The organism is Mycobacterium basiliense (assembly GCF_900292015.1).
GTDB classification, from domain to species: Bacteria; Actinomycetota; Actinomycetes; order Mycobacteriales; family Mycobacteriaceae; genus Mycobacterium; species Mycobacterium basiliense.
The window spans coordinates 2,785,193-2,809,742 of record NZ_LR130759.1 but is presented as its reverse complement, the minus strand read 5'-3'; the positions used below and the strand labels follow the sequence as shown (position 1 = coordinate 2,809,742).

The 24,550-nt window shown below is 64.3% G+C and carries 18 protein-coding genes and 1 riboswitch; all 18 genes read right to left on the bottom strand.

The annotated features are described in order from the left end of the window. Positions 1-55: 55 nt before the first annotated feature. A complete protein-coding gene (locus MB901379_RS11950; RefSeq protein ID WP_158016890.1) occupies positions 56-1,336 on the bottom strand; it encodes a PPE family protein in 1,281 nt (426 codons plus the stop codon). Between the two features lie 1,224 nt (positions 1,337-2,560). Continuing rightward, a complete protein-coding gene (locus MB901379_RS11945) occupies positions 2,561-3,769 on the bottom strand; it encodes a PPE family protein (protein ID WP_158016889.1) in 1,209 nt (402 codons plus the stop codon). Between the two features lie 557 nt (positions 3,770-4,326). Continuing rightward, a riboswitch (M-box (ykoK) riboswitch) is annotated at positions 4,327-4,501 on the bottom strand. 167 nt (positions 4,502-4,668) lie between these two features. Further along, complete coding sequence (locus tag MB901379_RS11940; protein WP_158016888.1) at positions 4,669-5,892, bottom strand: PPE family protein; 1,224 nt, start codon at positions 5,890-5,892, stop codon at positions 4,669-4,671. Positions 5,893-6,003: 111 nt separating this feature from the next. Then, positions 6,004-7,272 carry a PPE family protein gene (locus MB901379_RS11935; protein WP_158016887.1) on the bottom strand — a complete coding sequence of 423 codons (1,269 nt, stop codon included), beginning with the start codon at positions 7,270-7,272 and terminating at the stop codon, positions 6,004-6,006. A gap of 842 nt (positions 7,273-8,114) precedes the next feature. Further along, entirely contained in the window at positions 8,115-9,947 is a 1,833-nt protein-coding gene (gene eccA5 / locus MB901379_RS11930) for a type VII secretion system ESX-5 AAA family ATPase EccA5 (protein WP_158016886.1), read from the bottom strand. Then, positions 9,944-11,155 (bottom strand): type VII secretion protein EccE, encoded by a 1,212-nt coding sequence (eccE, locus tag MB901379_RS11925; RefSeq protein ID WP_158016885.1) that lies wholly within the window; start codon positions 11,153-11,155, stop codon positions 9,944-9,946. The genes eccA5 and eccE overlap by 4 nt, the downstream gene beginning before the upstream one ends. Further along, a complete protein-coding gene (gene mycP, locus MB901379_RS11920; RefSeq protein ID WP_158016884.1) occupies positions 11,152-12,900 on the bottom strand; it encodes a type VII secretion-associated serine protease mycosin in 1,749 nt (582 codons plus the stop codon). Before mycP ends, eccE begins: the two co-directional genes overlap by 4 nt. Beyond that, entirely contained in the window at positions 12,878-14,392 is a 1,515-nt protein-coding gene (gene eccD / locus MB901379_RS11915) for a type VII secretion integral membrane protein EccD (protein ID WP_158016883.1), read from the bottom strand. Before eccD ends, mycP begins: the two co-directional genes overlap by 23 nt. A 270-nt stretch (positions 14,393-14,662) precedes the next feature. Then, positions 14,663-15,565 (bottom strand): ESX secretion-associated protein EspG, encoded by a 903-nt coding sequence (locus MB901379_RS11910; RefSeq protein ID WP_158016882.1) that lies wholly within the window; start codon positions 15,563-15,565, stop codon positions 14,663-14,665. Positions 15,566-15,672: 107 nt separating this feature from the next. Then, a complete protein-coding gene (gene esxN / locus MB901379_RS11905) occupies positions 15,673-15,957 on the bottom strand; it encodes an effector (RefSeq protein ID WP_158016881.1) in 285 nt (94 codons plus the stop codon). 50 nt (positions 15,958-16,007) lie between these two features. Next, on the bottom strand, positions 16,008-16,304 hold the full coding sequence (locus tag MB901379_RS11900) for a WXG100 family type VII secretion target (protein ID WP_158016880.1): 297 nt from the start codon (positions 16,302-16,304) through the stop codon (positions 16,008-16,010). Positions 16,305-16,658: 354 nt separating this feature from the next. Continuing rightward, the gene (locus MB901379_RS11895; RefSeq protein WP_012394388.1) at positions 16,659-16,958 is read right to left on the bottom strand and encodes a type VII secretion system ESX-5 target PE19; all 300 of its coding nucleotides are present in this window, start codon (positions 16,956-16,958) and stop codon (positions 16,659-16,661) included. A gap of 411 nt (positions 16,959-17,369) precedes the next feature. Continuing rightward, on the bottom strand, positions 17,370-18,584 hold the full coding sequence (locus MB901379_RS11890) for a PPE family protein (protein WP_158016879.1): 1,215 nt from the start codon (positions 18,582-18,584) through the stop codon (positions 17,370-17,372). 409 nt (positions 18,585-18,993) lie between these two features. After that, on the bottom strand, positions 18,994-20,169 hold the full coding sequence (locus tag MB901379_RS11885; protein WP_158016878.1) for a PPE family protein: 1,176 nt from the start codon (positions 20,167-20,169) through the stop codon (positions 18,994-18,996). A 674-nt stretch (positions 20,170-20,843) separates the two neighbouring features. Continuing rightward, positions 20,844-21,170: a DUF732 domain-containing protein gene (locus tag MB901379_RS11880; RefSeq protein ID WP_158016877.1), complete on the bottom strand. Its 327-nt coding sequence runs from the start codon at positions 21,168-21,170 to the stop codon at positions 20,844-20,846. 58 nt (positions 21,171-21,228) lie between these two features. Beyond that, entirely contained in the window at positions 21,229-22,449 is a 1,221-nt protein-coding gene (locus MB901379_RS11875; protein WP_158016876.1) for a PPE family protein, read from the bottom strand. A gap of 11 nt (positions 22,450-22,460) precedes the next feature. After that, positions 22,461-22,760, bottom strand: a complete 300-nt coding sequence (locus tag MB901379_RS11870; protein ID WP_158016875.1) for a PE family protein — start codon at positions 22,758-22,760, stop codon at positions 22,461-22,463. Positions 22,761-22,938: 178 nt separating this feature from the next. Next, positions 22,939-24,201, bottom strand: a complete 1,263-nt coding sequence (locus MB901379_RS11865; protein ID WP_158016874.1) for a PPE family protein — start codon at positions 24,199-24,201, stop codon at positions 22,939-22,941. Between the last annotated feature and the right edge of the window lie 349 nt (positions 24,202-24,550).

The window sequence follows — 24,550 nt, the reverse complement described above, 5'->3', positions numbered from 1 at the left end:
TGTCGCCCGCGCCGGACGGGTGTCTGTGTGCTGGTGATTCATGGCGGGCACCGCCTTACTCGTCCAGGGCCGGGATCACGATGATCGTGGCCGCGGCGGGGTCGGCCTCGGCGACAACACCGCCCAGTGAGCTCGCGGCCGCACCGCCGCTCGACGAACCGAAGGTACTGGCGCCCAGGGCACGTCCGGCGAGGCCGGACAGTGCCATTTGGCCAAAGACACCCGCTTCGCCCGGTACCGCGGCTGCTGGTGCGGCTGCCAGGCTGGCAGGCGTAATCGAGGAGACCAACCTCATCGCGGGAGCGGCCTGGGTCCAGCCTTGCGGTACGGACATGCTTCCGACGAGGGCCGCACGCCCCATCGCCCCCGATACCGATCCCGGCGCCGACGCCGACGTCAGGCCGACGCCGCCCGGACTCAGCTCCGGGGCCAACGGCGCCAACGCCCCGGTAATGGCCTTTGGGGTGAAGAAGGCGTCCAGGCCCTGCGCATTTTGCGCGTAGGCATAGACCTGCCCGAACGACAGGAACGGGCCACCCGGTATCGAACTGATCCCCTGCAGCGAGAACGGCCCGGTCAAGGTGGCCATGATGGTGTTCCAGTTCGCCAGGTCGGTCGCCAGCCACGGTGGCAGGGAAACCTCCGGCAGGATCGATGCCGCGCTCGGCACCGCGCTGGTGGTTGCCAGGCTTTGTAGCGCATTGGGTACCGAGGTGATCAGCCCGGCCAGCTGCGAGGTGATGTCCGAGCTGGCGGCGGTGCCGCTGGCCTGAGCCACCGCGGCCGACTGAGCGGCGCCCGCTGCCGGATTCGTGGTTTGCGGTGGCTCGGTAAAGGGTGTCAACGCTGAGGCGGTGGCCGACGACCCGGCGTACGCATACATCGCCGCGGCGTCTTGGGCCCACATTTCCAGGTAGTGAGCTTCGGTGGCCGCGATGGCGGGGGTGTTCTGCCCGAAGATGTTGGTGGCGATCAGCGTCATGAGCAACGCGCGGTTGGCCGCGATGACGGGTGGCGGCACCGTGGCCGCAAACGCCGTCTCGTACGCGCCGGCGGCGAGTTTCGCCTGCGTGGCAACCTGCTCGGCCTGAGCACCTGTGGTATTCATCCAGGTCACGTATGGTGCGGCCGCTGCCGCCATGGTGATCGAAGACGCGCCTGTCCACGGCGCTACGGTCAAGCCCGCGATCGTGGAACCATATGAAGCCGCCATGGACTGCAACTCCGCAGCCAGTTCGTCCCAGGCCGCGGCCGCGGCCAGCATCGGCGCCGCACCTGGACCCACATACATCCGCCCCGAGTTGATCTCCGGCGGAAGCGCCCCAAAATCAATCATTGCCACCTCCGGTTTAGCTGACCGCCAGGGTAATCACGCCCCGGCAGTCCCGCACGTAAGCCAGCCCCAGTCTTACCGAACTCATGAAACACCCCATCAACTGCTCTGCGATTGATTCACCGCGTTTGACGGCAATCGATCCACGCTCCCCCCGTCTGGAACTTCCGCAAGGTCATTGATTACCCCCGATTTGGGTGCCCTAACCCGAATACACTCGCCATCTTGCGCAACAGATATTTGCGTTGCGTTCCCGCCACGTAATCGCAACGTTAACACTAAATCTCACCGACCCGATGGCCTCTGTGAGACCCGAGCATAGCAATCTCCTTTCCAGGTAACAGACCTAGTCGTAGGGCATGTTGTCTCGCCTAGGCAAACTACTATGGAGATTTGTCAGCGGACATTAATTCGGCAACCGTTAAAGCGGATTTTCCCTCTCGAACACGATGCAGCAAAGGTGTGCTGACCCCGCAATCAACTATTGATCGGTGCGCTATTGCCAACGTGAATTATATTCAAAACTATCCGCGATATTCCGCTTATATCCGGGCGCATTAACCGCTGACCACACCCCGCTTCCGCTATTGGACTAATGTGCGATATTTGCCGTAGGATAACGCTGTGCATGCCCTCCTGGATTTCTCCTTGACGGCGAAAGCCTGATCGCTAAACGTGGCCAACATGGGTAACCGGATCCGGTGGGCGGGCCCCAAACACAGCAACGCCGGTGCGGTCGGACATGGCCGAATTTCAGGTGACGCCAACGACGCGGTGGATGCCGGCCGTGTTGCTGTGCGGATCGCCGTTCCGTGGGTCACTCAGCAGCCGGCCGGACCTCGCTTGGATGTCTAACTTCTGATACGTCACGGACACCTCCCACCCCAGGAAACTTCTGCGCGGCGAACAACCTGCGATGCCTCGGTCCCGGCCCACACGGCCGCCTGGTGGGCACTTCCGTGGAGGGGCGCAAAGCTGGGCGACACGGGCCGTTCTCCTTACGTTAAGGGGAAGGTTACTCATGGCGTCCGGCAAACGTACGCAGAAATCGCTGTTACTCGACTTACTGATTCCTGAAAGCTTGCTGGAAACCAGCTAGGCAGCGGTATCGGAGCGACGTGCCGGTAAGGCGGATCGACTGGTGGAGTGCCTGCAAGCAAACCTTTCGCACACCGGTCCGCAGCGGCGCAGTTGGCAGAACACGGCACTGCCGGCGGCGTCCCGGTGCTATCCCGCCGCGGGTGGTCGTGCGACGAAGCTGGGACGAAAGCCGTACTGGGGCACGGCACGTCCAAAGGGTTGCCCGGTCATACTGGCGAACGGCACTCCCGGCAATCCGGCGGCGCCGGCCGGCGGTGGTGCGACCATCGGTGTGCCGCCCAACGCTGAGCCCAGGGGGTTGGGCAACGGCGCGCCCGCGATCCAGCTGGGTGGCACCGACAGCTTGCCGACTGCGGCCGCGTTTCCCGCTGCCGCGGCCAGACCACCCCCCATTCCGCCCGTGGACGCAAGCGGATGCGTGAGCGCGCCGCCCAGCCCACCGGTGCCGGCGACTACCGCATCGTCAGCCGCATCCGCGACCGCCGCGCCGCCCAACATGCCGAGGAATGGAGTGACCATGTTGCTCGGCAGCAGAAACCCAGTTGAAGCAAGGGTGTTCCAGATGTTGGCGTTGGGCCCAAATTCCTCCCACAACTTTTCCAGCCAGGAAGTTCCGTCCCCCGCCAGCAGGCTGCTGAGCAGCCCCACTGGTCCCGAAGAGGACGAGTTCGACGACGCGAGTCCCGCCAATATGCTGGGCACCGCCGAAATCAACTGAGCCAGCGTCGATTGTTGAGTACCGGCCGCCTGACCGCTGGCTTGGGTGACCGCTGCTGCTTGCGCAACCAGCCGGGAAGGATTGTTGGCCTGCATCGGCTGGACAAACTCGCTCAACCGGGTGGCGACCGCGCAGGAGCCGGCGTAGGCATACATGGCCATCGCATCTTGGGCCCACATTTCGGCGTACAGCGCCTCGGTAGCTGCGATCGCCGGCGAGTTTTGCCCCAGGACGTTGGTCGCGATCAGTGTCAGCAGTTGAGCGCGATTGGCCGCGATTGCTGCCGGGGGCACCGTCGCGGCGAAGGCGACTTCGTAGGCCGCCGCGGCGGCCTCTGCTTGTACGCCTGTCTGCTCGGCCTGCACCGCCGTGGTGCTCATCCAGGCCACGTAAGGTGTGGCCGCAGCTGCCATGGATGCTGATGCGGGGCCGTACCATTCTTCGCCCGTCAACGCTGCGAGCACCGAACCATATGACATTGCGGTGACACGTAATTCGGCAGCCAACCCTTTCCAGGCTGATGCGGCTGCCAGCATGGGGTCTGAGCCAGGTCCCGAATACATACGCGCCGAATTGATTTCGGGCGGCATCGATGCGAAATCCATAGCGGCGGTCATGGTTGTCTCTTTCTCTAGCTGGCTGAGCTAGCGCCGGCGGCCTCGGTGACCGCAGGTGCGAAACCGTCTTCGCACCTGATGTCGCCACAACCGAGTTCCAAGCCGTCTTCGCCGGGGTGCACACCGCGTTGAGCCCTGAATTGTGTTGCTGTCGAGGCTGATACCTCGTTAGCTACTTCGTTGGCTTTGTCGGGCGTGGCCACCAACGTCGAGGTCCAACGCAAGCGAGTCGCAGGCCTACCGATTGTTTCTGGATCCGTGATCGCAAATGGCATGGGAATTCTCCTGACGTAGGACTCGACCGCCACTGATGTCGCTGTTTTGGCACGTGCGGTACCTACACGCCCGCGAGTGGCGGAGACGTGGTAGAAAATCGCCGGTGTGGTGTCAGATTCCGAAAACAGCGCTGGGAGTGTCGGATCGGAACGAACTGCTCATCGATCTCGCATACGAACTATCGCCGGGACTCAATTCGCTCTCACCTCCTCAGGGCCGGGGCACGCGGGGATGCCAGGACGCGACACACGCAGGAGTAACGCCCAACAGAACGGCCAGGCGCGGCACCCCTCTCGTCAGAGCTTTGGCACCACACGGCGTATCCGGCTATCGGAGCCGGAAGCCACTTGGGCTCAACCCTTAAGCCGGGAAGAGCTGTCCTGACCCGGGGCGTCTTTCGACGTTCGAGGTCAGTGGCCTATATCCGTGCAGACGCCTCACCTAGCGAGGTGCATGCATGGGTCATCGTGGCACCCGTAGCGTTGTGAGTCAACCCAACTCACCCGGTATGGGGCATCCCATCGCGGGCATGTTGTGGTGATCGTCTAATCGGCCGCCCGCACCGCAGATTAACGGGCAAACCCGGGCTGCCAGTCCAACATTGGCCGGCTGGTCGGTCACAGCTAACCACCCGCCGGTGGGCGCGGCATGATCGTCAGGCGGAAGCCGTATCGGGGGCCGGTGCCGAAGTTACGGGCGTAAAGTCCTGCGCCCGGCGCGCCCGGCACGCCGTGGGTCGCGGCACCGACCTCCGGCGCAGCGGCGCCAAGCGACGCATCGCCCGGCAGCGTGGTGGCGACATGATCCGCTACCTCGCTAGCCGCGGCCCAACTGGGCGGAACGGACAGTCGGCCAACCAGCGTGGCCTGGTTTGCACCGGCCGCAACTTTGCCCACGCCCGACTGTGGGATCGTCAGCCTGGTCCACACCGCGTCGCCGGAGTCGGAGCCCATGAGCGGAACTGCGACCCCCGGGGCGGCGTCGAGAGTCAGTGCGTTGACGTCGGCAATTGCGGCGGTGGCCGCGGGGAGCACCAGTCCTGGAGCCACATACCCGGCTGAGACAAAGCCGTTTGTCAACGACGAATTGAAGAAGATCCCGTAGGGGTTCCCATCGTTGCCGTCCAAGAAATTCAGGATGTCGGCAAGCAGTCCCGACCCCGGAATGGCGTCAAGTGGTGACGACGCCGCTGGTGATGCGAACCCTTGCAGACTCGCCGGCACGGCGGACATGAGTTGTGGCAGTTCGCTTTGCGCGAGACTACCTACCGCAGGACCGGCGGCTTGGGTGACAGCCGCGGCTTGGCCCGCCAGCCCGGACGGCTCGCTGACTTGCGCCGGTTCGGCAAACGACGCCAGCGTTGCCGCTTCCGCAGCGGCGGCTGCATAGGCGTACATTGCCGTCGCATCCTGAGCCCACATCTCGGCGTATTCCGCCTCGGTAGCCGCGATCGCGGGTGTGTTGATGCCCAGAAAATTGGTGGCCACAAGCGCCACCAATCGGGCTCGGTTCGCGGCAACCACACCCGGTGGCACCGTCATGGTGAACGCGACCTCGAACGCCGCTGCTGCATCGGCGGCCTGACTGGCGGTCTGCTCGGCTTGCAGGCCTGTGATGCGCAGCCACGTCACGTATGGGGCGACCGAGGCCGCCATAGCCGCCGACGCTGGCCCCAACCAGCCCTCGCTGAGCAGCGCAGAGACGATCGATTCGTATGCCGTTGCGGTCAAATGCATTTCCGCACCAACCGCATCCCAGGCCGTCATGGCAGCCAGCATTGGCGCCGAGCCTGGGCCCGAATACATGCGCAGGGAGTTGACTTCCGGCGGCAACGCCCCGAAATCCATCGCCAGCAAGACTGTTGCCTGCCCGTCAATCCGCCCGAGATGTGTTGCGGGCTTGGATAGTCGAGAACGAACCGGAAACGATCGCCAGTGTCACCGTGATCTCCGTCCCCATCATCCGGCGGCCGGTGGCCGTCCCATGATCGTCGGCCGAAAACCGTATCGTGGAGCGTTGCCAAAGCCATGCCCGTAGATGCCGGGCGCTGGCATGCCAGGCATACCGGGCACCACCGCGGCCGCTTCGGGCACCGCGGCCGTGCTGGTCCAGCCGCCACCAGGTGCCGCAGCGCCCGCGTGGTTGGCCACCGCGGTGGCCTCAATCCACGTCTGGGGAACAGACATTCGCCCGACCAATGCCGCTTGGTTGGTGCCCGCCGACACCCCGCCCCCAGCTAACCTGGCCGCAGTTTCTTCGCCCAGAATCGGCAGGCTTTCCGGGTTGGCCGGCGACACTGGGGGCAGCCAGGTGGCGTTCCCCTCGCCGGAGCCCATGGGCGGTACCGCGGCGCCTTCTTCTGCACCCAGGGCCACCGCGTTGATATCGGCCATTGCCGCCCAGACGGCGGGGCCGACGACGGCGGGGTTGACATATCCGGCCGAGACGAACCCGTTGGTCAGATTCGAGTTCAGGAATATCCCGTAGGGGTTTCCGTCGTTGCCGTCCAGGAAATTCAAAATGTCGGCTAGCAGGCCGGCCCCAGGAATGGCGTCAATTGGCGACGCCGCCGGCGACGCGAGACCTTGCAGGCTCGCCGGCACCGCGGACATCAGCGCAGGCAACTCCGTCTGGGCGAGGTTGCCCGTTGCTGTACCCGCGGCTTGAATGACCGCCGTAGCCTGACTGGCTTGCCCGGACGGGTTGGTCGTTTGCGCAGGCTCGGTGAACGGTGTTAGCGCAGCTGCGGTCGCAGAACTGGTGGCATAGCCGTACATCGCCGCCGCATCCTGGGCCCACATCTCGCCGTATGCCGCTTCGGTGGCCGCAATCGCAGGCGTGTTCTGGCCAATCAGATTGGTGGCGACCAGCGCCGTCAATAGGGCGCGGTTGGCCGCCACCTCGGCCGGCGGAACCGTCATGGCGAACGCGGATTCAAATGCACCGGCCGCTGCCGCTGCCTGGCGGGCAGTTTGCTCAGCCTGCATTCCGGTGATCGTCATCCACGTCAGGTACGGGAATATCGCCGCTTCCATCGCTTCTGACGCCGGCCCCAGCCAGCCGTCACTGGTCAGCACCGAGATCACCGTTTCGTAGGAGGCCGCGGTCGCACGTAGCTCTGCGGCCAGCCCGTCCCACGCCGTCACAGCAGCTGCCATCGGTTCCGATCCCGGGCCCGAATACATGCGCAGAGAGTTGATTTCTGGCGGGAGTGCTCCGAAATCCATTGCAACCACCCCTATCCCGTCGCGCTCGAATGGTCAGCCTGCTCGGCGTTTTTGGGGGAAAAGCGGGTGGCACACAGTTCGTGAACAGCCGGTGCAAGCGGGTGCGCTTCTCGAGACAATCGGGCATGCTTGGCGAATTGTATTGTAGCCAAACTAGTTAACGCATCAGGCGGCGATTGCGGCCTTTTCTTATCAAATAACATCGGACTTTCTCCTCTACGGATAGCCCGACCCGGCTTCTGGCTCGGCCGCTGTGGTGGTGTCGGGATGTTGCCGACGGCAGGTGCACAGTCAGTGCACCCGTGCGTTCGGGCACTCGGCGCCAGTCGATTCAGACGGCGGAAATACTGCCATGACCGGATCGGCTAGAAACGGTCACCAACCTCACAAAACCACTGTCAATTGGTTCAGTCCCGCCCACCTCCCGTCACGCTTCGGCGCCCCCGGGAGTGCCACCGTGGTTGCGCAAGCCCGCGCCGAAGCCCTCCGACGAAATTTGCTAGAGGCGATAGCGCACGGCCTGCATGCTTTGGCATGACACAGCGTATCCGGCGACGGCGCCGAGCGAGGTCGGTTAGCCTCAATCCGCGACCCGCGCGAGCCATCTCAACCGTGAGGGTCCTGCGACGTTCGAGGTCGATTCCGATGTCAAGGCCACTTCCGGGTAGTAAATGTCAGCGGGGAGGGGCTTCCAGCGTCATGGTGCACCGGGGACCAATCCACGGTCAACGCGACTCGCGGGGATAGCGACCGGGAAAGCGGCAGGTACGGCTGCGGTCGTCGATTCCCGAGAAGCATGACCGCCGCGGGTTAGCTGTGCCGGTCTTCGGCAAAGACGAGATCTAGCTCGTCTTCTTCTCCGCCACTGCGGCACCAAGGCCTTCGGCAAGGTCCTCGCGAGTGAGTTCTCGGAAGCGGCGCATTTGGATCTCACTGAATTCGGTCAGCTCGCTGTTCAGCACATCGTCGAGATCCTCGTCGTCGAGGCGGAAACTGCGATGATCCCGCGCCTTTTCGACGACGTTTCGCACAAACCCGGCGTTGCCCAGCATGTCGATGCCCCGGATCAGATCGCCATCCTCGGAATAGCTCTGATCGTTGTAGAACCTGGTGTACGACGGGAATAGCACTTGCGCGGACTCGTCGGTGATGACGTCTTCGTTCTCCTGGCCCATCAACCGGGTCAGCGCGATCAGCTCCTCCGGCGTGTAGCTGAAGAACTCGATCACCGTCGAAAAGCGCCGTCGCAGGCCCTGATTCACCTCGAGCATCTTTTCCATTGCCTTGGCATAGCCCGCGCCGAACACGACCAGCTCGTCGCGATGGTTCTCCATGTACAGCAGCAGGGTGTTGATGATCGCATTGCCGTACGGGTCGCCCTGGGAATAGCCCTTCTCGTGCAGGGTGTGCATCTCATCGAAGAAGACAGCGCCGCCCAGCGCGCCCTCAAGCATTTCCTCGGTGTTCTTCTCCGCATCGGCCATGTACCGGCCCAACAGCTTGGTGCGGCTGGTCTCCACCACCAGCGGCTTGCGTAGCACGGTCAGACCGCACAGTTGCTTGGTGAATGCCCTTGCAACCGAAGTCTTCCCGGTGCCGGGAGGGCCAAGCAACAAGGTGTGCCGGGATGTCACCGGAACGGGGAGTCCCATTTTGGCGCGCGCCAAATTTACCTTGGTGGTCGACTTGATGAGTTTGATTTCCTTTTTGGCCTGCTCCATGCCGAGCATCGCATTGAGTTCGGCGTCCCCCTCCGCCAAGTATTTTGCGGCCATCTCGGCATGGCGAGCGGCTTCCGTCTGGGCCCGGGTAGGCGCGCTATCTGGATCCCAGGGATCTTTTCGGGCCTCAATGGTTTCCGGGTCGGTCAGGACCAGCCGGTAGTTGGGGTTGTCGAGCGCCTCGCGGGCCGGCGTGAACTTGGCATCGCGCGAATACACGCGGCGCAACAGTTCGACGGCTTCCTCCTCGCGGCCGACATGCCGCAGGCACATGCCCTGGGTGTAGAGCGCGATATTGGCCGCGCCCGGGACCCGATCTCCTTCGATGGCTTCCTGTGCCCGCCGGAAGGCCTCTTCGAAGACTCCAAGCGATGCCAGTGCCGTGGTCGCCATCGCCGCGCCCGCGGCCTTGAGCTCTGGGTGACGCCACGGCGTGGCCTCCGGGAATTGGGCAAGCACATCGGGCCAGCGTTTGGTGCGGAAGTACAGCACACCTCGCACATAGCTCACCAGCTCGGCATCGAACGGATGCCGGGGATCGGTGGTGTCGAGCAGGTCAGACGCTTCTTGGTAGCGCTTGGCCTCGGCGAGCACCGCCGCGTAGGCACAGGCCAATGAATCCACACTGGTCACCGCGAGACGCAGAAACAGCCCGTCGGACACCTCGGGGCGGAACTGCAGGTCGGTGACACCGAGGCGGCGTGTTTCCCAACCGAAAGTTCGTACCGCAGCCCACGCGCCGGCGAGTACCTCGATGCTTTGGTCACCGGCCAGTATCCGCGCCAGCCACGCATCGCACATCCCGGGATCCAGCTTGGTTGCGGTGGTGAACATTTGTGCCGCCACCTGCGGATTGTGGCTGGGCTGCAGGCCGTTGACCGAGATGCCCGATGCCAGAAGACCGGCGACCATCGCGTTGCGGGCGTCGTCGGCAGCTGACTGCGCGCGGGTCATGGCCCTGCTGGCGAGCTTGTTGTGTGCTCCTGTATCGGACCCACGGGCAGTTCCAGCTCCTCGTGATCTCTCAGATCGCGAGCGGGGACGACCAATTGGGGGCGGGTCGCCGGAGCCGGCAGACTTGCCCGTACCGCTGCCAACTGGCGCCCGGTGAGGCGGTTGAGGCCAGCGGTTAGCTCCTTGGGTAGGCGTTCGTCGCTGTGGTAGCGCACCCACGCCGATACTTGCGGTCGCCCCGCCCGAGTGGTCAGCCGCACCGTGACCACGGTGGCGCTAACTTCGGAGGCATCCGACAACCACAACTGATCGATGGTTCCCGAATCGATGTTCGATGGCGTTACCCAGAAGCTGGTCGCATAACCATTGAAATGCTTGAGATGACGCCAACCTGGACGACTCCAGGTGGGTTCCAGCTCCGCAAGTACCGCACTATCAACGTCGGCGAACTCATCAGCGGTTAGTGGCCGGGCAGCACAACTCTGACCGTCCAGGTCCTGAGCCAGCCGTTCGGTCGCAGTCACCAACGTCGCGGCCAACGAATCGCGACACGCTATCGCGGCCACATTGCGCTGCGGATTCATCCGCAACACCAACCAGGTTCGGCGCCGGTTGGCAGCGGGTTGATCACCCACCACTCCCCACTCCTCGGGGCCCCACTCCTCCAGTGATGCCGATGCCCTGGCGGCCTCGACGCCGCCACGCACCTCTACCGACACGATTTCGACGCTATCCAGCTCAATATCGAATTGACGCAAGCTATCGGCGACCGTGGCCACCGGCACCACCGCCGTCGCCGACATTCGGTGCCGGTGTCGGCCGGACTGGTCGCCTTCACCGCCGTCGACGGCGATCACCGCGACCAACCGGCCCTGATACTCGCGGACCCCGACCGTGTCCCGGCCGAAGCGGCGTTGATGGTCGGCCGCCGGCGTACAGCCGGCACCCAACGCAGTGCCGGGGTCGGCAGACCAATCCCAAAGCCACGCGGCAACGCCGGAGATCACCGTGATGCCGTGATAGGTGACGACCGACAACAAGGTCACCAACACCGCCAGTCCCACCCCAACCCACCAGGCGATGTGCTTCTCGCCCTGCCAGGATGCCGGACAATGGCTGGCCACAATCAAGATGAGAACGTCAACCAAGAAGACTGTCGTTAACCGCGGCCACGACAAAGCCAACCCGAACCTACTCTGAGCTTTCATCGCCGCTTCCGTGATCTCCGCATCAGTGTTGCAGTACCGAACACCGCACCGCCTATCAGTAGTGCTCCGGTTAATCCACCGGCAGCCACCCATATTGGCACCATATTGCGCTCCGCGGGCGGCTTCGGCAGCTCCAGCGGTGCCGACAATTGCTTCGGTGGTTTGACCGGTCCTTCGGGCACATCCCATGTCAGTGCGGCCACCGGGTCCACCACACCGTAGCCGACCTGGTTGTCCACTCCCCGGGCGGGCGGCCTGGCAGTGTGAATCAACCGATTCTTGATCTGATATGCCGACAGCTCGGGGAACTTGGCCCGGACAAGGGCAACCACACCGGACACTATCGCGGCCGAGAAGCTAGTCCCGGCCGGCACCAACAACGTGTTGTCTGGACCGTCGATCGCGTTGATCAAGCCGTCGTCGCGAGGCGACAGCCCGATGACGTCGGTGCCCGGCGCGGAGATCGACACCCACGGCCCCGCGATACTCATCTTGCTCATCGGTTGACCATCAGAGTCGACCGCGCCGACGGTGAGTACATAGTCGTGGAACCACGAGGGAGTAACCACCGTGGTGACCGCATTCCAGTCACGAGGGTCGTCGGGCGCCAACGGGTCAAAGATCGGGTTTTGCTTGCAATCCTTCTTGCTGCTGTCGCCGGCCGCCGCCACAATCACCACGTTCTTGTCGACGGCCGCATAGTGGATCGCGGCGCCCAACGCGTTCTGGTCGATCACATTGCGGGCGCTCATGCACGTCACATCCGAGATGTTGATTACCTGAGCTCCCATGTTGGCAGCATGCACGATCGCGCGTGCCATCGTCTGGACGTTGTCGATCTTTTGCTGTGTCTGGGGATCCTCGTCGCCGGTGTACGGGTCCTTCAGTCCGAACGCCTGGCTTGTTTGGCGGATGGAAATCAATTCGACATCCGGTGCAATGCCGCTGAACGCATCGGGCGCCGGTGCGGGTGTCGGCTCGAGCGGGCGGGGAGTGCCGGGGTGATCGACGCCGATCACCTGCCGGCCACCGGAGTAACTGGGTATCGTCACCGTGCCGCCGCCGCGGTGACCCGAGGGAGCCGGACCGGGAGCCGGCGGCGGCAATGGACCAGGTGCCGGCTCGCCCGGCGGAGCCCCTTCCTCCGGCGGTGGCGCCGGAACCACCGTCACCGTTTGCGGCGGTACCGGTGACAGCGTCACGGTCTGGGGCGGCGGTGGCTTCTCCGTCGTGGGAATGGTCACCGGCCGACGCGGTACCGCCGGCGGGGGCAACGCCCCGCTGGCCGGGGCGGCGCCGATCATCGACGCCACGATGGTGCCGTGCGCGTCGCAATCCTGTAACCCGTCACCGCCGGCCATCACATAGTCACCGCCGGGGATCAGGTGCGGGAATCTCGGGTGCGGCGTCACACCGGTGTCGATGACTGCGACTTTCACACCAGCACCGCGGCCAAATTGCCACGCCTCTTTCAGGTTGAGCATGTCCATGTATCTCGGCTGCAACTGAAAATCGGTGCCGGGTATCACCCCGACCTCGGTGCAGTATGAGGTCTGCTTCATCGGCGAGACCGGTCCGGGCGGACCGTCCGGCGGCAATGCCGCCAGATCGATTGTCGGCGGCGAAATTGCGTAGGCCGGCGGCAAACCAGCTAATGCGCCCGAGGCAAGCAAGGTCGCGGCGAAGGTCGCGCTCAACGCGCGACCACGCCGCGACCTGCTGCTAGCGGTACCTAATCGCTGCATAGACGTTCATCAACCACAATGCCAGCGGGAAGATCGGCATCAGGCAGAGGTATTCGACCCATTCCACGAACTTACGGAACAACGGGCTATAGATGGTGTTCGGCACCACGGCCGCGGCGGTCAGGCCCGCTGCAGGCAGCAGCACCAGGAGCGCCGCAACAATCGAAACGGACAACGGTGACGACAACACCAGAGCATACCGAACGGCCACGGCGGCGACGATGATCACGGCGGTGCCCGCCAGCGTGATCGCCTGCCACCGGTCGACATAGGAACGGCCGCGCAACATCAGGAAACCCGCGGTGAATCCAGCAAGGATCAGCGGAAGCCAGCGCTCATGGGTGTGTGGATTGCACAGCGAAGTCAGCGACACCACCATCAGAACACCCAGCCCGACAAGCAAGCCGCTCAAGAACGAGCGGGCCCGTTCGGCTTGCAAGAGCACGTCGCGCACGGACGCGGGCCCTTCCAGGGTCGCCGGGCCGCCTCCGGACCGCACCACTGTGGTGGGCAGATCTGGACGAGCCTCGAAAACCCAGCGACTGGTAGCCGACGGGAACACCGGCAGCCGGATTCCTGACAGCCGCCGCGACAGGGCGGGTGCGGCATGGTAGAGCACGACGCAGACCAGCACCATGCTGGCAAACAACGTGACCGCGCTGGTGGCAGCCACCATCCGGGACAGGCTGGCGATTGTCGTCAGCCCACTGATGGTGATGATTGCGGTATAGATTCCCAGCCGACGGCCGGTGAACCGTAGCGCCAGGGTGGCGCCGACCGTCAAGACGCCGAAACCCAACACAGCTTGCGGGGACCCGACCGGTCCCGGCGGTGCCGCCGCGGCCGCTACGGTCAGCGGGGCCAGACCGCACATAAGCATTAGATCGGCGACACGGCGATCGGCATCCGATTCCGCGCGCATCAACAGCAACATGGCCACCGTGAACACCATCACGGTGATCACCGAGGCGAAGATCGTGGTCAACCACGTGTTGTGGTGCCACCGCCACCAGCCGAGCACTCCCGACGCAAGAATCACGCCTGTCGCCACCATGGAGGCCCCGACCTGCACGGCAACCATCGGGTCGATTGAGGCGAACCGCTTGCTGAGATTGGAGGCAACCGCGGTGGAGATGTGCTCGATGACCTGCGATCGATGTTCGCTATCGGGAATGAAGCGGATCCACAACCGGTCGCCGTCGTAGACGTCTTGTTCAGTTAGTGAATGGGCGGCGCGCAACGGCGACCCATCGACCAGACATAGCGCCCACCTGCCGCGCCCGGTGGCTTCCAGCGGTGTCTCGCCGAGTTCCTTGAGTCGGCTGTTGACCACCTTTAGCAGCGGGTCGGTCATCACCGAAACCGGAGCGTTGGCGTCGAGCAGCACACCAATCTGGACACCCTCGCCGGCCATGATGCCGACGACGACTCCCCGCGGCGACGATACGCCCTCTAGATCAGACTGAGGCGCGTCAGCTACTACTGCGGTCATCGTCCTGTACCCCCTGCGGTGGCGAATGTGTTGCCGGGTGACTGCAGCCGCATACGGGGCTGTGTCGGTGTAGCCACCGAGGCGCCGTAGCCCGCTTTGATTTGCGGCTCGACTAACTCCAAATTCATTTGCCTCGCCTTGCGACTAATGGTTGTGGTTGATGTTACTTTTCAGTTTTGTTGCTGATTGTAGAGCAGTATGACGCGTTCGCATCTTGATCGCATTTTATGCTCAATAACTTTGTTGCACTCCGGATTTCGTAAGCGGTTATCAAACTCTGCTGTGCGTTTTCCACTCGCCATATGGCAACGTGTCCAGCACCGTCTTCACCCCGACTTGCACCAGCTGTGGGGTGGCCGGACAGATTGCCAGCCAGGCCTCCCCCGAACCGGCTGTCCGTGCTTGCTGGTATAGCGCAATCCGCCCCCCCGATCCGTCTTTGAGCGACAACACCGACGCGCTGGGCCCCTTGGCGTCGTCGCGATACTGCCGCGCATATACCGCGACTTCGGCGGCGGGATCCGAGAGGGCCTGTCCAAGTGCCGCCACCGTGGAAGCGCTGATACCCATGCGCCGTAGGTCGCCACCGGAGAACACATTGAAGCCAGATTCCTGCCAGGATTTGGTTGCCTCCAGCATCTCCTCCAGCGGGACGTTGACCGCGTTGATCGCGGCGGCGTCGGCGTGGTGAATGGACTCGAGGCCATCGATCACCAGCGCAGCGATCGATGCGCTGTCAGTGACGGAGACGTCGTCCACGGTGATGTCGTTGCCTACCCGGACCGCCGATACCCAGTGTTGGCCGCGGCGGGCCAGCACCACGCGGAATTCGTTGTCAGGTATGTCGCGTGAGCCTGGTGGCTGATTCTCGTCGTCGACCACCCCGTACAGCAGCTTGCCGCGCGACAGCAGGGCGACCACCTCGAGGTCAGGGGCGGCGAGCACCCTCATCCGGGTAGCCACCTGCTCGTTGACCGTGTCGCCGACGACGATGCCCTGCTCTCGCATGATCGCCATTCCCGGATGCTCATTGAGCCAATCATTCGAGTCGGTGGATACATATGGCCGGCACCGCAGCTCGGGCGCAACGTGCCGGATATCCAGCAGCGCCTGGAGCATCCAGAAGCCGTCCACGTTGACGGTGATATCGGTGCGCGTGCTCTGTTGATCCATCCCTATCCTCAAAAGTCCTTGTGATCGCGAATGATCGCGGTGCTTGTGACTGCAGGACACGGCAGCACACCGACTACTTGGTGTGCTGCCGCGCCTGAAGTTCGGTTTTAGGCCCAGCTAGAGCCGACGGCGCTGTCGGTCTGCGCCATGTTGTTGCCGGCGGCTTGAACCTTCTGGCCGTGGGCGTTGGCCTGCTCGTAGATTACCTGGAAATTACGGCCCAACTGGGTGATGAACTCCTGGCAAGCCACCGAACCGGCGCCACCCCAAAAGTCACCGGCAGCCAGCACATCGCGAACGATGGCCTGGTGCTCGGCCTCGAGCGAGGCGGCCTGGGCGCGGATGAGAGCGCCGTGGGCGTCGACATCCCCGAACTGGTAGTTAATCGTCATGTTGATGTTCTCCTAACCTGAGAAAGCGTACGCAGCTGTGGCTTTGGGCGCTAGCTGCCGAGGATCTGCTGAGAGGCCTGCTCTTGCGTCTCGTAGTGGTTGGCGTCCCGGACCAGCCCGTCGCGCACCCCATGCAGCATGTTCACAATGTTGCGGAAGGCGGTGTTCATCTGGCCCATGGTGTCTAGCGAGGTCGCCGAGGCCAGGCCGCTCCAGCCCGCACCGGCGATGTTTTGGGAGGACGCCCACATCCGGCGAGCCTCGTCTTCCACCGTCTGAGCGTGCATTTCGAAACGGCCCGCCATGTCCCGCATCGCGTGCGGGTCGGTCATAAAGCGTGCGGTCATGCTTTTGGTCTCCTTCTGACTAGGTATGTGACTAAATATGTGTGACTGAAGTAGCTAGATCATCTGTTGTTGGCGGCGCGCTGGCCGATCAGCTGCGCGCGCGCAACCGCCGACCGAGAAACCACGGATGATCCCCCCTTTCCGTCAGCCAGCGGCCACCGGGCTCCGCATTGCGGCACGTGAGACGTTGAACCCGGACCTCGACGTCCGTATCGGCGGGGTGCGTCACGTGATACCCCCGAGCCCTGCCCCGGCCAGATAGGCAGAACCGAAACATTTCCCCCCGTGAGCGGTTCCCGTGAAACTCACGTCAGTCGCTGATCCGTCCCCCGGTTGTCAAACTGTCAGTGCGGGTCAGCCAGCGGCTGCCGCGTTGGCGGCCTCGGTGGCCGCGTAAGAACCGGAGCTTGTTGCCAGGGTGTTAACGAACATTTCGTGGATCGCCGCGGCTTGTGCGCTGACGGCTTGATACATCTGCGCGTGGGCGGCGAACTGCGCCGCGGTCAGCGCCGATACCTCGTCGGCGGCCGCCGGCACTACGCCCGTAGTGGGAGCCGCGGCGGCGGCGTTTTGGGCGCTCATGGTTGTCCCGATACCCTGCAGGTTTGCAGCGGCAGCGGCCAACGCTTCCGGTTGTGTGGTCACGAATGACATCTATGTTTCCTCCCTCGACTATCCCCGGCACCGCTCTAGTGCAGAGACTAGATGACGGCGCGGCGCCAGGTTGCTTTCTGCGACACCTGTTCGCATTTGTTCACGCGATGGCACGGCGAATTCACCTGTTGTAACGACACAGTAACAGCGGACAACGGGGTTTGAACGGCGTTTGTCGTCGCCTCAGCAAACTCACAGACACGCCGGGCACGATGGGGTTGCTGCCGCCGGTCACATTCCGCTGACCAGCAGATTTACCCTGGTGCATCGGCTGCGGGCGAAACCCCGAGCAGTGCACTGGCCAGCGAACCGACCAGCGAACCGATCTACGTGGGAACGCCGATGCCGAATCCGGCCCGATGCGGTCCGGTTGGTCGCGGTCTTGGGCCACCCCTTTGCCCCCTTCGAAGGTCATCCGGCGAAGGGAGGGCGGGCCATGACCGTCGGGCGGAAGCCGTAGCGGGGTCCCGCGCCACCGGCACCGGCACCCGATCCGGCCAACGGCATGCCCCCAAGCAGGTTGGCCGGACCAGCTTCCGGGGCAGCGCTGATGGTGCCGACCGGCAGCGGCGCGGCCCCCGGTTGCATGGCCCCCGGCAGCTGTTCACTCCATACCGGCGGCACCGATAGCTTCCCAATCGAGGCGGCATTGCCCAGTCCCCCCGACACCGGGCCACCGAGGCCCGGCATTCCCTTAGCCGCGTCGCCCAGCGCCGATGCGGCGGCGGGCGCCGCGCCGCCGAGCAATCCCAGGGTCTTCGACGTCTGAACAAAGTTGTTGGCCATGCCGATGCTGAAGTAGGGCAGGCCCTCGGTGTTGTAGATGAAGCTCGCGTAGGGCTGCAACGCGGTCAGCAGACCGGAGATCGAAGTCGGGAACGTGGTCGTCCCGAACAGGATCTGCCACAGCCACGACAGCGGCCCCTGCGACGACTGCAGGAAGGCGATCTCGGTTCCGACGGAGCTGGTCAGCGGAGCCGCCAGGTTCCCCAGCGTGGTGGGCAGCGCGGACAGTAGCTGTCGCAGTGTCTCCTGGGCTGCGCCGGCGGAGACGCCGGCGGCCGTGGCAACCGCCGCAGCCTGCCCGGTCTGCGCCGAAGGGCTGGTGATCGCGGGCGGCTCGGTGAACGGTGTGACCGTCGACGCCGTGGCGGAACTGGCCGCATAGCCATACATGGCCGCGGCGTCTTGGGCCCACATCTGCCCGTATTGGGCCTCGGTCGCCGCAATCGCCGACGTGTTCTGTCCGAAAACGTTCGTCGATATCAACCGGACCAGTTCGGCCCGGTTGGCCGCGATGAGCGGCGGGGGCACCACCGCCGCAAACGCGGCCTCAAAGGCCGCCGCGGCCGTCCTTGCCTGGGCAGCCGCCTCCTCGGCCTGGTTCGCTGCCGCGCTCATCCACACTACAAACGGTGTGACCGCCTCAACCATTGCCGCCGATGCCGGACCCAGCCACTCTTCGCCACCGAGTTGAGTGATCACCTTGTCATAGCCCACCGCGACCGAATTCAGCTCGGCCGCCAGCCCATTCCAGGCAGTCGCTGCAGCAACCATTGGCGCTGACCCCGGTCCCGAATACATCCGCCCGGAATTAATTTCCGGCGGCAACGCACCAAAATCCATCGAGCTGACCTTTAGCCGTCCCTAAATCGCCGATTTCGAGGGCCACGTAATTTCGCTTGAATTTGCGGAGTTGGTGACCCACCGAAATCACCCGCCAATGACGTTAGGCGCTTTGGGTCGATGGCGCTGCCGGCAACGTAGGCACCCGATCGGGACGGCCGAATACCGTCAGCAATCGATCGCGACAACGCGACCCCACCAAGCGTGCCGCATGCAGCCCTTATCTCTGCAGATTTCCGTGTGTTACCTGCGCCAATGCCTGGCACGGCGGATGCAACCTGCGCCCTGGACGGGTGGCGGCGGGTGGGTCGCACTGACAATGAGAAACGGCGTGGCCGCGTCCACTCCGATAAAATCCTGTCGCGGAAAAGCCCAAACCGCGGCGGGGCGCCAGCCGCGCCCGGAGCCGCTATCCGGCCGAGGGCGGCCGGGTCACGACGCTGCAGCGGAAGCCGTATTTGTGCACAAAGCCACCCGCGCTACGCCGCCCGGCACCGGCCCAGGGAATACTGCGCACAAGTCCTTCCGTGGGCGCACCCGGGACTTCGCCGATACCGGCAACCGACGCGGCTTGGCCAGTTTCATTCGCCAGCGCCGGAACGGCGGTGGTCCAGCTCGGTGGCACTGACAGCGCACCAATCGCGTCGGCGCGGGCCAAACTGGCCGACACTGCCGCGGGACTACCGCCCACCGCGGCGAACTGCGGGGTTGGATACCAGGCTCCACTCGAACCCGCCGTGGTTCCGCCCGGGCCGAACGTCAACTGTTGCGCGATCGAAACCAGCGATTGCGACATACCCAGCCCGTAGTACAGGTTTGCCCATAGCCGAACCAAGGTGGTCCGCTCCGCGGGTGACAAGGTGGCGAGCTCGGTCAATACACCCTTGAGCCAGGCGATCGGCGAGCCCGACGTGGCCACTGATGACGCGAAATGTTGAACTGCTTGGGGCGCAGCGGCGATCGGCTGTGGAATCGACACCGCGGCGGTGCGTGACGCGTTGCCCGTCAACGTCGCGGCGGCCTGCGCGACCGCCTCTGCTTGCTGGGTAAGCCCACCGCCATCGGTGGTCTGCGGCGGCTCGGTGAACGGTGTCAGCGTTGAGGCCAACGCCGATGACGCGGCATATCCGTACATCGCTGCCGCGTCCTGCGCCCACATCTCGGCGTACTGTGCCTCGGTCGCTGCGATCGCGGGCGTGTTCTGGCCGAAAAAGTTTGTCGCGGTCAGCGAAATCAGCTGCGCACGGTTGGCGGCGATCACCGCCGGTGGCACTGTCATCGCGAATGCGGCCTCGTAGGCAGCTGCTGCCGCGCGGGCCTGACTAGCGGTCTGTTCAGCCACCTCGGCGGTCACGTCGAGCCAGGTCACATAGGGCGTGACCGCTGCGGTCATGAACATCGACGCCGGACCGATCCAGCTGGTATTGGCTAGCTCGGAAACCACCAATCCATAGCCAGCGGCCGCCAGATTCAGCTCCGATGCGAGTTGATCCCACCCCGTGGCTGCGGCCAGCATCGGCGCCGACCCCGCGCCGGCGTACATGCGAGCCGAGTTGACCTCCGGCGGTAGCTTCCCGAAATCCATTCGGCGTCAACCGTCTAACGCCCAACCAGCGGAGCCGCTCCCCCGCCGTGGAACAACAACCACAACCCGCATCTTCGGCCGCCGTGTAGCAAACGACATGCGGGTTCCTCTCGACAATCATGCCCGGAGAGACCGGGGGCACGCTCGAGTGTGAGGCTATGCCGCCGAGGCGTTGGGGTGCCCTACTCGGTGCCACGCATGGCCGCCGTTGAGTCGCACCATCCGACCGCGACGACGGCGGGGTATGCCGGGCGCCCCTCCCTGGTAGTCGACCGGGGCGCGCAAGCATGACCTGCGCAAATATCGCAGCCAACGGAAGCGGAACCGGCGAACGGCGCCGCTGTGCCGTGGATGTCGGATCATCGCTCAACAGGTTGTGAGGCCGGTGGCGGGTTAAAAATCCGGTCGCGGATAATCTCACGGGTTTTCGGTGCCCGGACCAGTGTTGGCCCACGCGAATTCCCGTGGTTGGGCCGGTGCCATCGTCGATATGCCGCGTTGGGTGAGTGTCCTCGCGCCTGGGGTGAGGTGCCATGCCGATCGTGGGGAACCCCGCACGGTATCGGCCGGCAGCGGTATCGCAGGGGCCGCCAAAGGTCGTCCGCGGCAAACTGACTGCGGTGAGAACTCGCTAAAAGTGTTGCAACAGTTTCTATTTGGCTACGGCTGCGCCATCAGTGATGGAGCTCGCTCTCCTCGGGCCGGTATTGCGGGCAGTACGCGTCAATGGCCGCACCGACGAAGTAGCCGGAATGATAGCTAGGCATAGAACTGCTGTTTAGCACGTCATACGCGACTTGGGTGGCGGTCATGCCACTCGCCAGCTTCTGGCACACGACGTGCCCAGCCAGGATCGCATGTGAGGGGGAAACGTGGTCGGTAATGCCCTCGGATTGCAGCTCTGCCAGGAACTTGTCGTCATTGCTGTCGGCATGAGCGGTCGCGACCGATCCCAGGGGGGCAAGTAGTGCGAAGGCCGTAACCAATATGCGGATCAACATGTTAGGTGCTCCCTTGATGTGACACTCCTTGCTGACGTCTCTTGTGTTGGGTCTGCGGCTAGCCGGCGGGCAGCGGGCGGGCCATGACGGTCGGTTTGAATCCATACTTGGGCCCTGATCCGAGCCCGCGCCCGGCGCCCGTTCCGGCCACGGGCATGCCCCCCACCACATTTGCCGCCCCGGCATCGGGTGCGGTGATGGGTTCACTGATCGCCTGAACGGCCGGGCGCACCGCCGACGCCACCGTCGCTCCTGGCCACGATGCCGGAACGGCCAGCGATCCGACGTGGGCACCGCTGCCCAACCCCGCCGCCACCTGGCTGCCGGCACCGGCGCCGGCGCCGAGGATCCCGCCGATCCCGGGAGGTGTCGGGATGGCGGCCGCGGCGGCGGGTGCCGCGGTGTTCAGTAGTCCCGCTGTCTTGGCCATCTGGATACCGAAGTTGCCCATACCAACACTGAAATACGGCAGACCCTCGGTGTTATAGAAGAAGCTCGCGTAGTTCGAGTAGCCCTGCATGAAGGTGCCCAGGTTGTTGGGCAGCACGGTTTGACCGGTCAGGAGGAACCAGATCTCGGTCAGGATCGGATTGCTTGCCCCGATCTGTGACACCAAGCTCGACGTGCCGGCGGGTGTGGCGAGTTGTCCTAGTTGGCTGGTGATCTGGTTGAGGTAACCCTGGACCGTGGCGGCCGGGCCGGCCTGCGCCGCGGTGACTGCGGCAGCCTGGGAGGCCGTGCCTGCCTGGTTGGCGATCTCCGGAGCATTGCTGAACGCCTCGACCTTGGTGGCCGCCGCGGACGACCCGGCATAGCTGTACATCGCCGAGGAGTCTTGTGCCCACATTTCCGCGTATTGGGCTTCCAGCTGCGCGATCACGCCGTTATTCAGGCCGAACAGGTTGGTCTGCAGCGCCTGGGCCAGCTCGGCGCGGTTGGCCGCGATCAACGGCGGGGGTACCACCGATGCGAACGCCGTGTCAAAAGCCGCGGCAGCCGCCCTTGCCTGGATGGCGGCCTGCTCGGCCTGGGCAGCCGTCGCCGTCATCCAGGTGACATACGGTTGGACGGCCTGCACCATCGTCCCCGAAGCGGGGCCCAGCCATTCTTCGCTCGCCAGCTGGGTAAGAACGGTGATGTAGCCCTGCGCCGTCGAAGCGAGCTCCGCGGCCAGCGCGTTCCAGGCCGAGGCCGCGGCCACCATGGAGGATGATCCCGGCCCGGAGTACATCATCGTGGACGTGACCTCGGGCGGTAACGTGCCAAAATCTATCGCCATGTTCTGACTCCTTAGCCGGCCGCGGCCGCGTTGGCCGCCTCGGTCGCCGCGTACGACCCTGAGCTGATGCCCAGGGTGTTGACGAACATTTCGTGAATTGCCGCGGCCTGAGCGCTGACGGCCTGATACATCTGAGCGTGCGCGGCAAACTGCGCGGCGGTCAGCGCTGAAACCTCATCGGCGGCTGCCGGCACCACGCCCGTCGTGGGCGCCGCGGCCGCCGCATTCTGAGCGCTCATCGTCGCACCGATCCCCTGTAGGGTGCTCGCCGCGGCCGCCAGCGCCTCTGGTTGTGTGGTCACAAACGACATGTGATCTCCTCCTCAATAACCTTTGGGCTCGACGACAGTCCGGAGTGATTGCCGAGGTTGCCCATAAGGCTAGTTCGTTCGCGGTTCGCAGCGCCCCATCGCTGCGAATTACTTGCTGTCGGACGATTGCTATTCATTTGTTGGGCACTTCCATGCGCTGATCGGGCGTGGCATGGCGCTATCCGGCGGACGGCGGACGGGTGAGCACGTTGTAGCGGAATCCGTAGCGGACGCCCAGATAGCCCGAGCGCTGGGTGCCACGCGATGCGAGCGGGACTCCTCCGCGCAGCGCAGCGTTGAGTCCATTGGCGGGGTTCGCTTCACTCGGCGAGGTCGTGAAGTCGGCACTCATTACTTTCGTGGCGGCCTGCTCCACGGCGCCGGGCGGGCTGCCCCAACTTGACGGCACCGAAAGCCCGCCGATCTTGGTGGATGATGCAAAGCTTGCTGCGCCATGCCAATTCCAGCCACCCGCACCAAGGGCGGCGAATTCCGGTGTCGGATACCAGGCACCACCCGCGCCGGCGGTGGTACCAAGACCGGTTTGCAGCTGCTGGGCCATGCTCCAACCAAAGTTGCCTAGGCCCACTCCGAAATAGGCTTGCAGTGTCTGTCGCAAAGCGTTGTACATACCGGGGTACAGCCCGGCCCAGTTGTTATCCGGGGTGGGCAGCCCATATGTCAGGAAGTTCTGCACGTTTGTCTTGATGATCTCCCACACCGTGGGTGACGACGCGGCCGACGGCGACAACGAGGACGACATTGAAGACAACGCGAGTTGCTGGACGCCCTGGGGCGCACCGGCTGCGGAAAGCAGTTGTGGGATCGTGGCCGTGATGGTCTGAGCGGAGTCACCTATCGGCGTGGCCGCGGCTTGGGCAACAGCCGCAGATTGGCCGCCGACGTCGCCCGGGTTCGCGGTACTTGATGGTGACGTGAAGCGGGTCAACTCCGTGGCGAGCGCAGACGCGCCAGCATATCCGTACATGGCGGTGGCGTCCTGGGCCCACATCTCCAGGTACTGCGCTTCGGTAGCCGCAATCGCGGGGGTGTTTTGCCCAAAGAAATTTGTGGCGATCAACGTCATCAACAACACGCGGTTGGCGGCGATCACTGGGGGCGGCACCGTGATCGTAAACGCGGTCTCGAAGGCGGCCGCGGCCGCGCGAGCCTGGCTGGCGGCCTCCTCCGTCTGGGCAGCCGCGGCACCGAGCCAGCTGACATACGGCGCGACCGCCGAAATCATCGACCGTGACGCCGGGCCGAGCCAGGGCGCGCTGGTCAACTCGGTAATCACCGAACTGTAACCAGTTGCGGCAGTGGCTAGTTCAGCGGCCAGTCCATCCCATGCCGAAGCTGCAGCCATCAACGGCCCCGATCCGGGACCGGTGTACATCCGGCCCGAATTGATCTCGGGCGGCAACGCCCCGAAGTCAAACACCCACCCCTCCTAAAGCCGCCGGCGATCGCCTTCGCGATCCGGTTGCGGCGTAGGCACCCGGTAGCAGCTCACTGGAGTAGCGATCGGTCCCAAAACCACCACCTTTGGACTCGGACCAAGTGGCCGGGGCCGCCGTGCACACTGCTACGTTGCCGCGAACGGGTCCAGCTCGTTGACCCGTTCCGTTCCTCGAGACTCGTCGCGGTGTGCGAGGAAAGTGCCAAGGAAACGTCGTCGAGGCACTAGTGATATTGTCGCCGGCCACCGCGACGGCCACGTACGATTGTGGATCATCTGCGAATCCGCATACAGCCTCGGGAATTCCGCATCGTAGCACCGTCATGCAAGT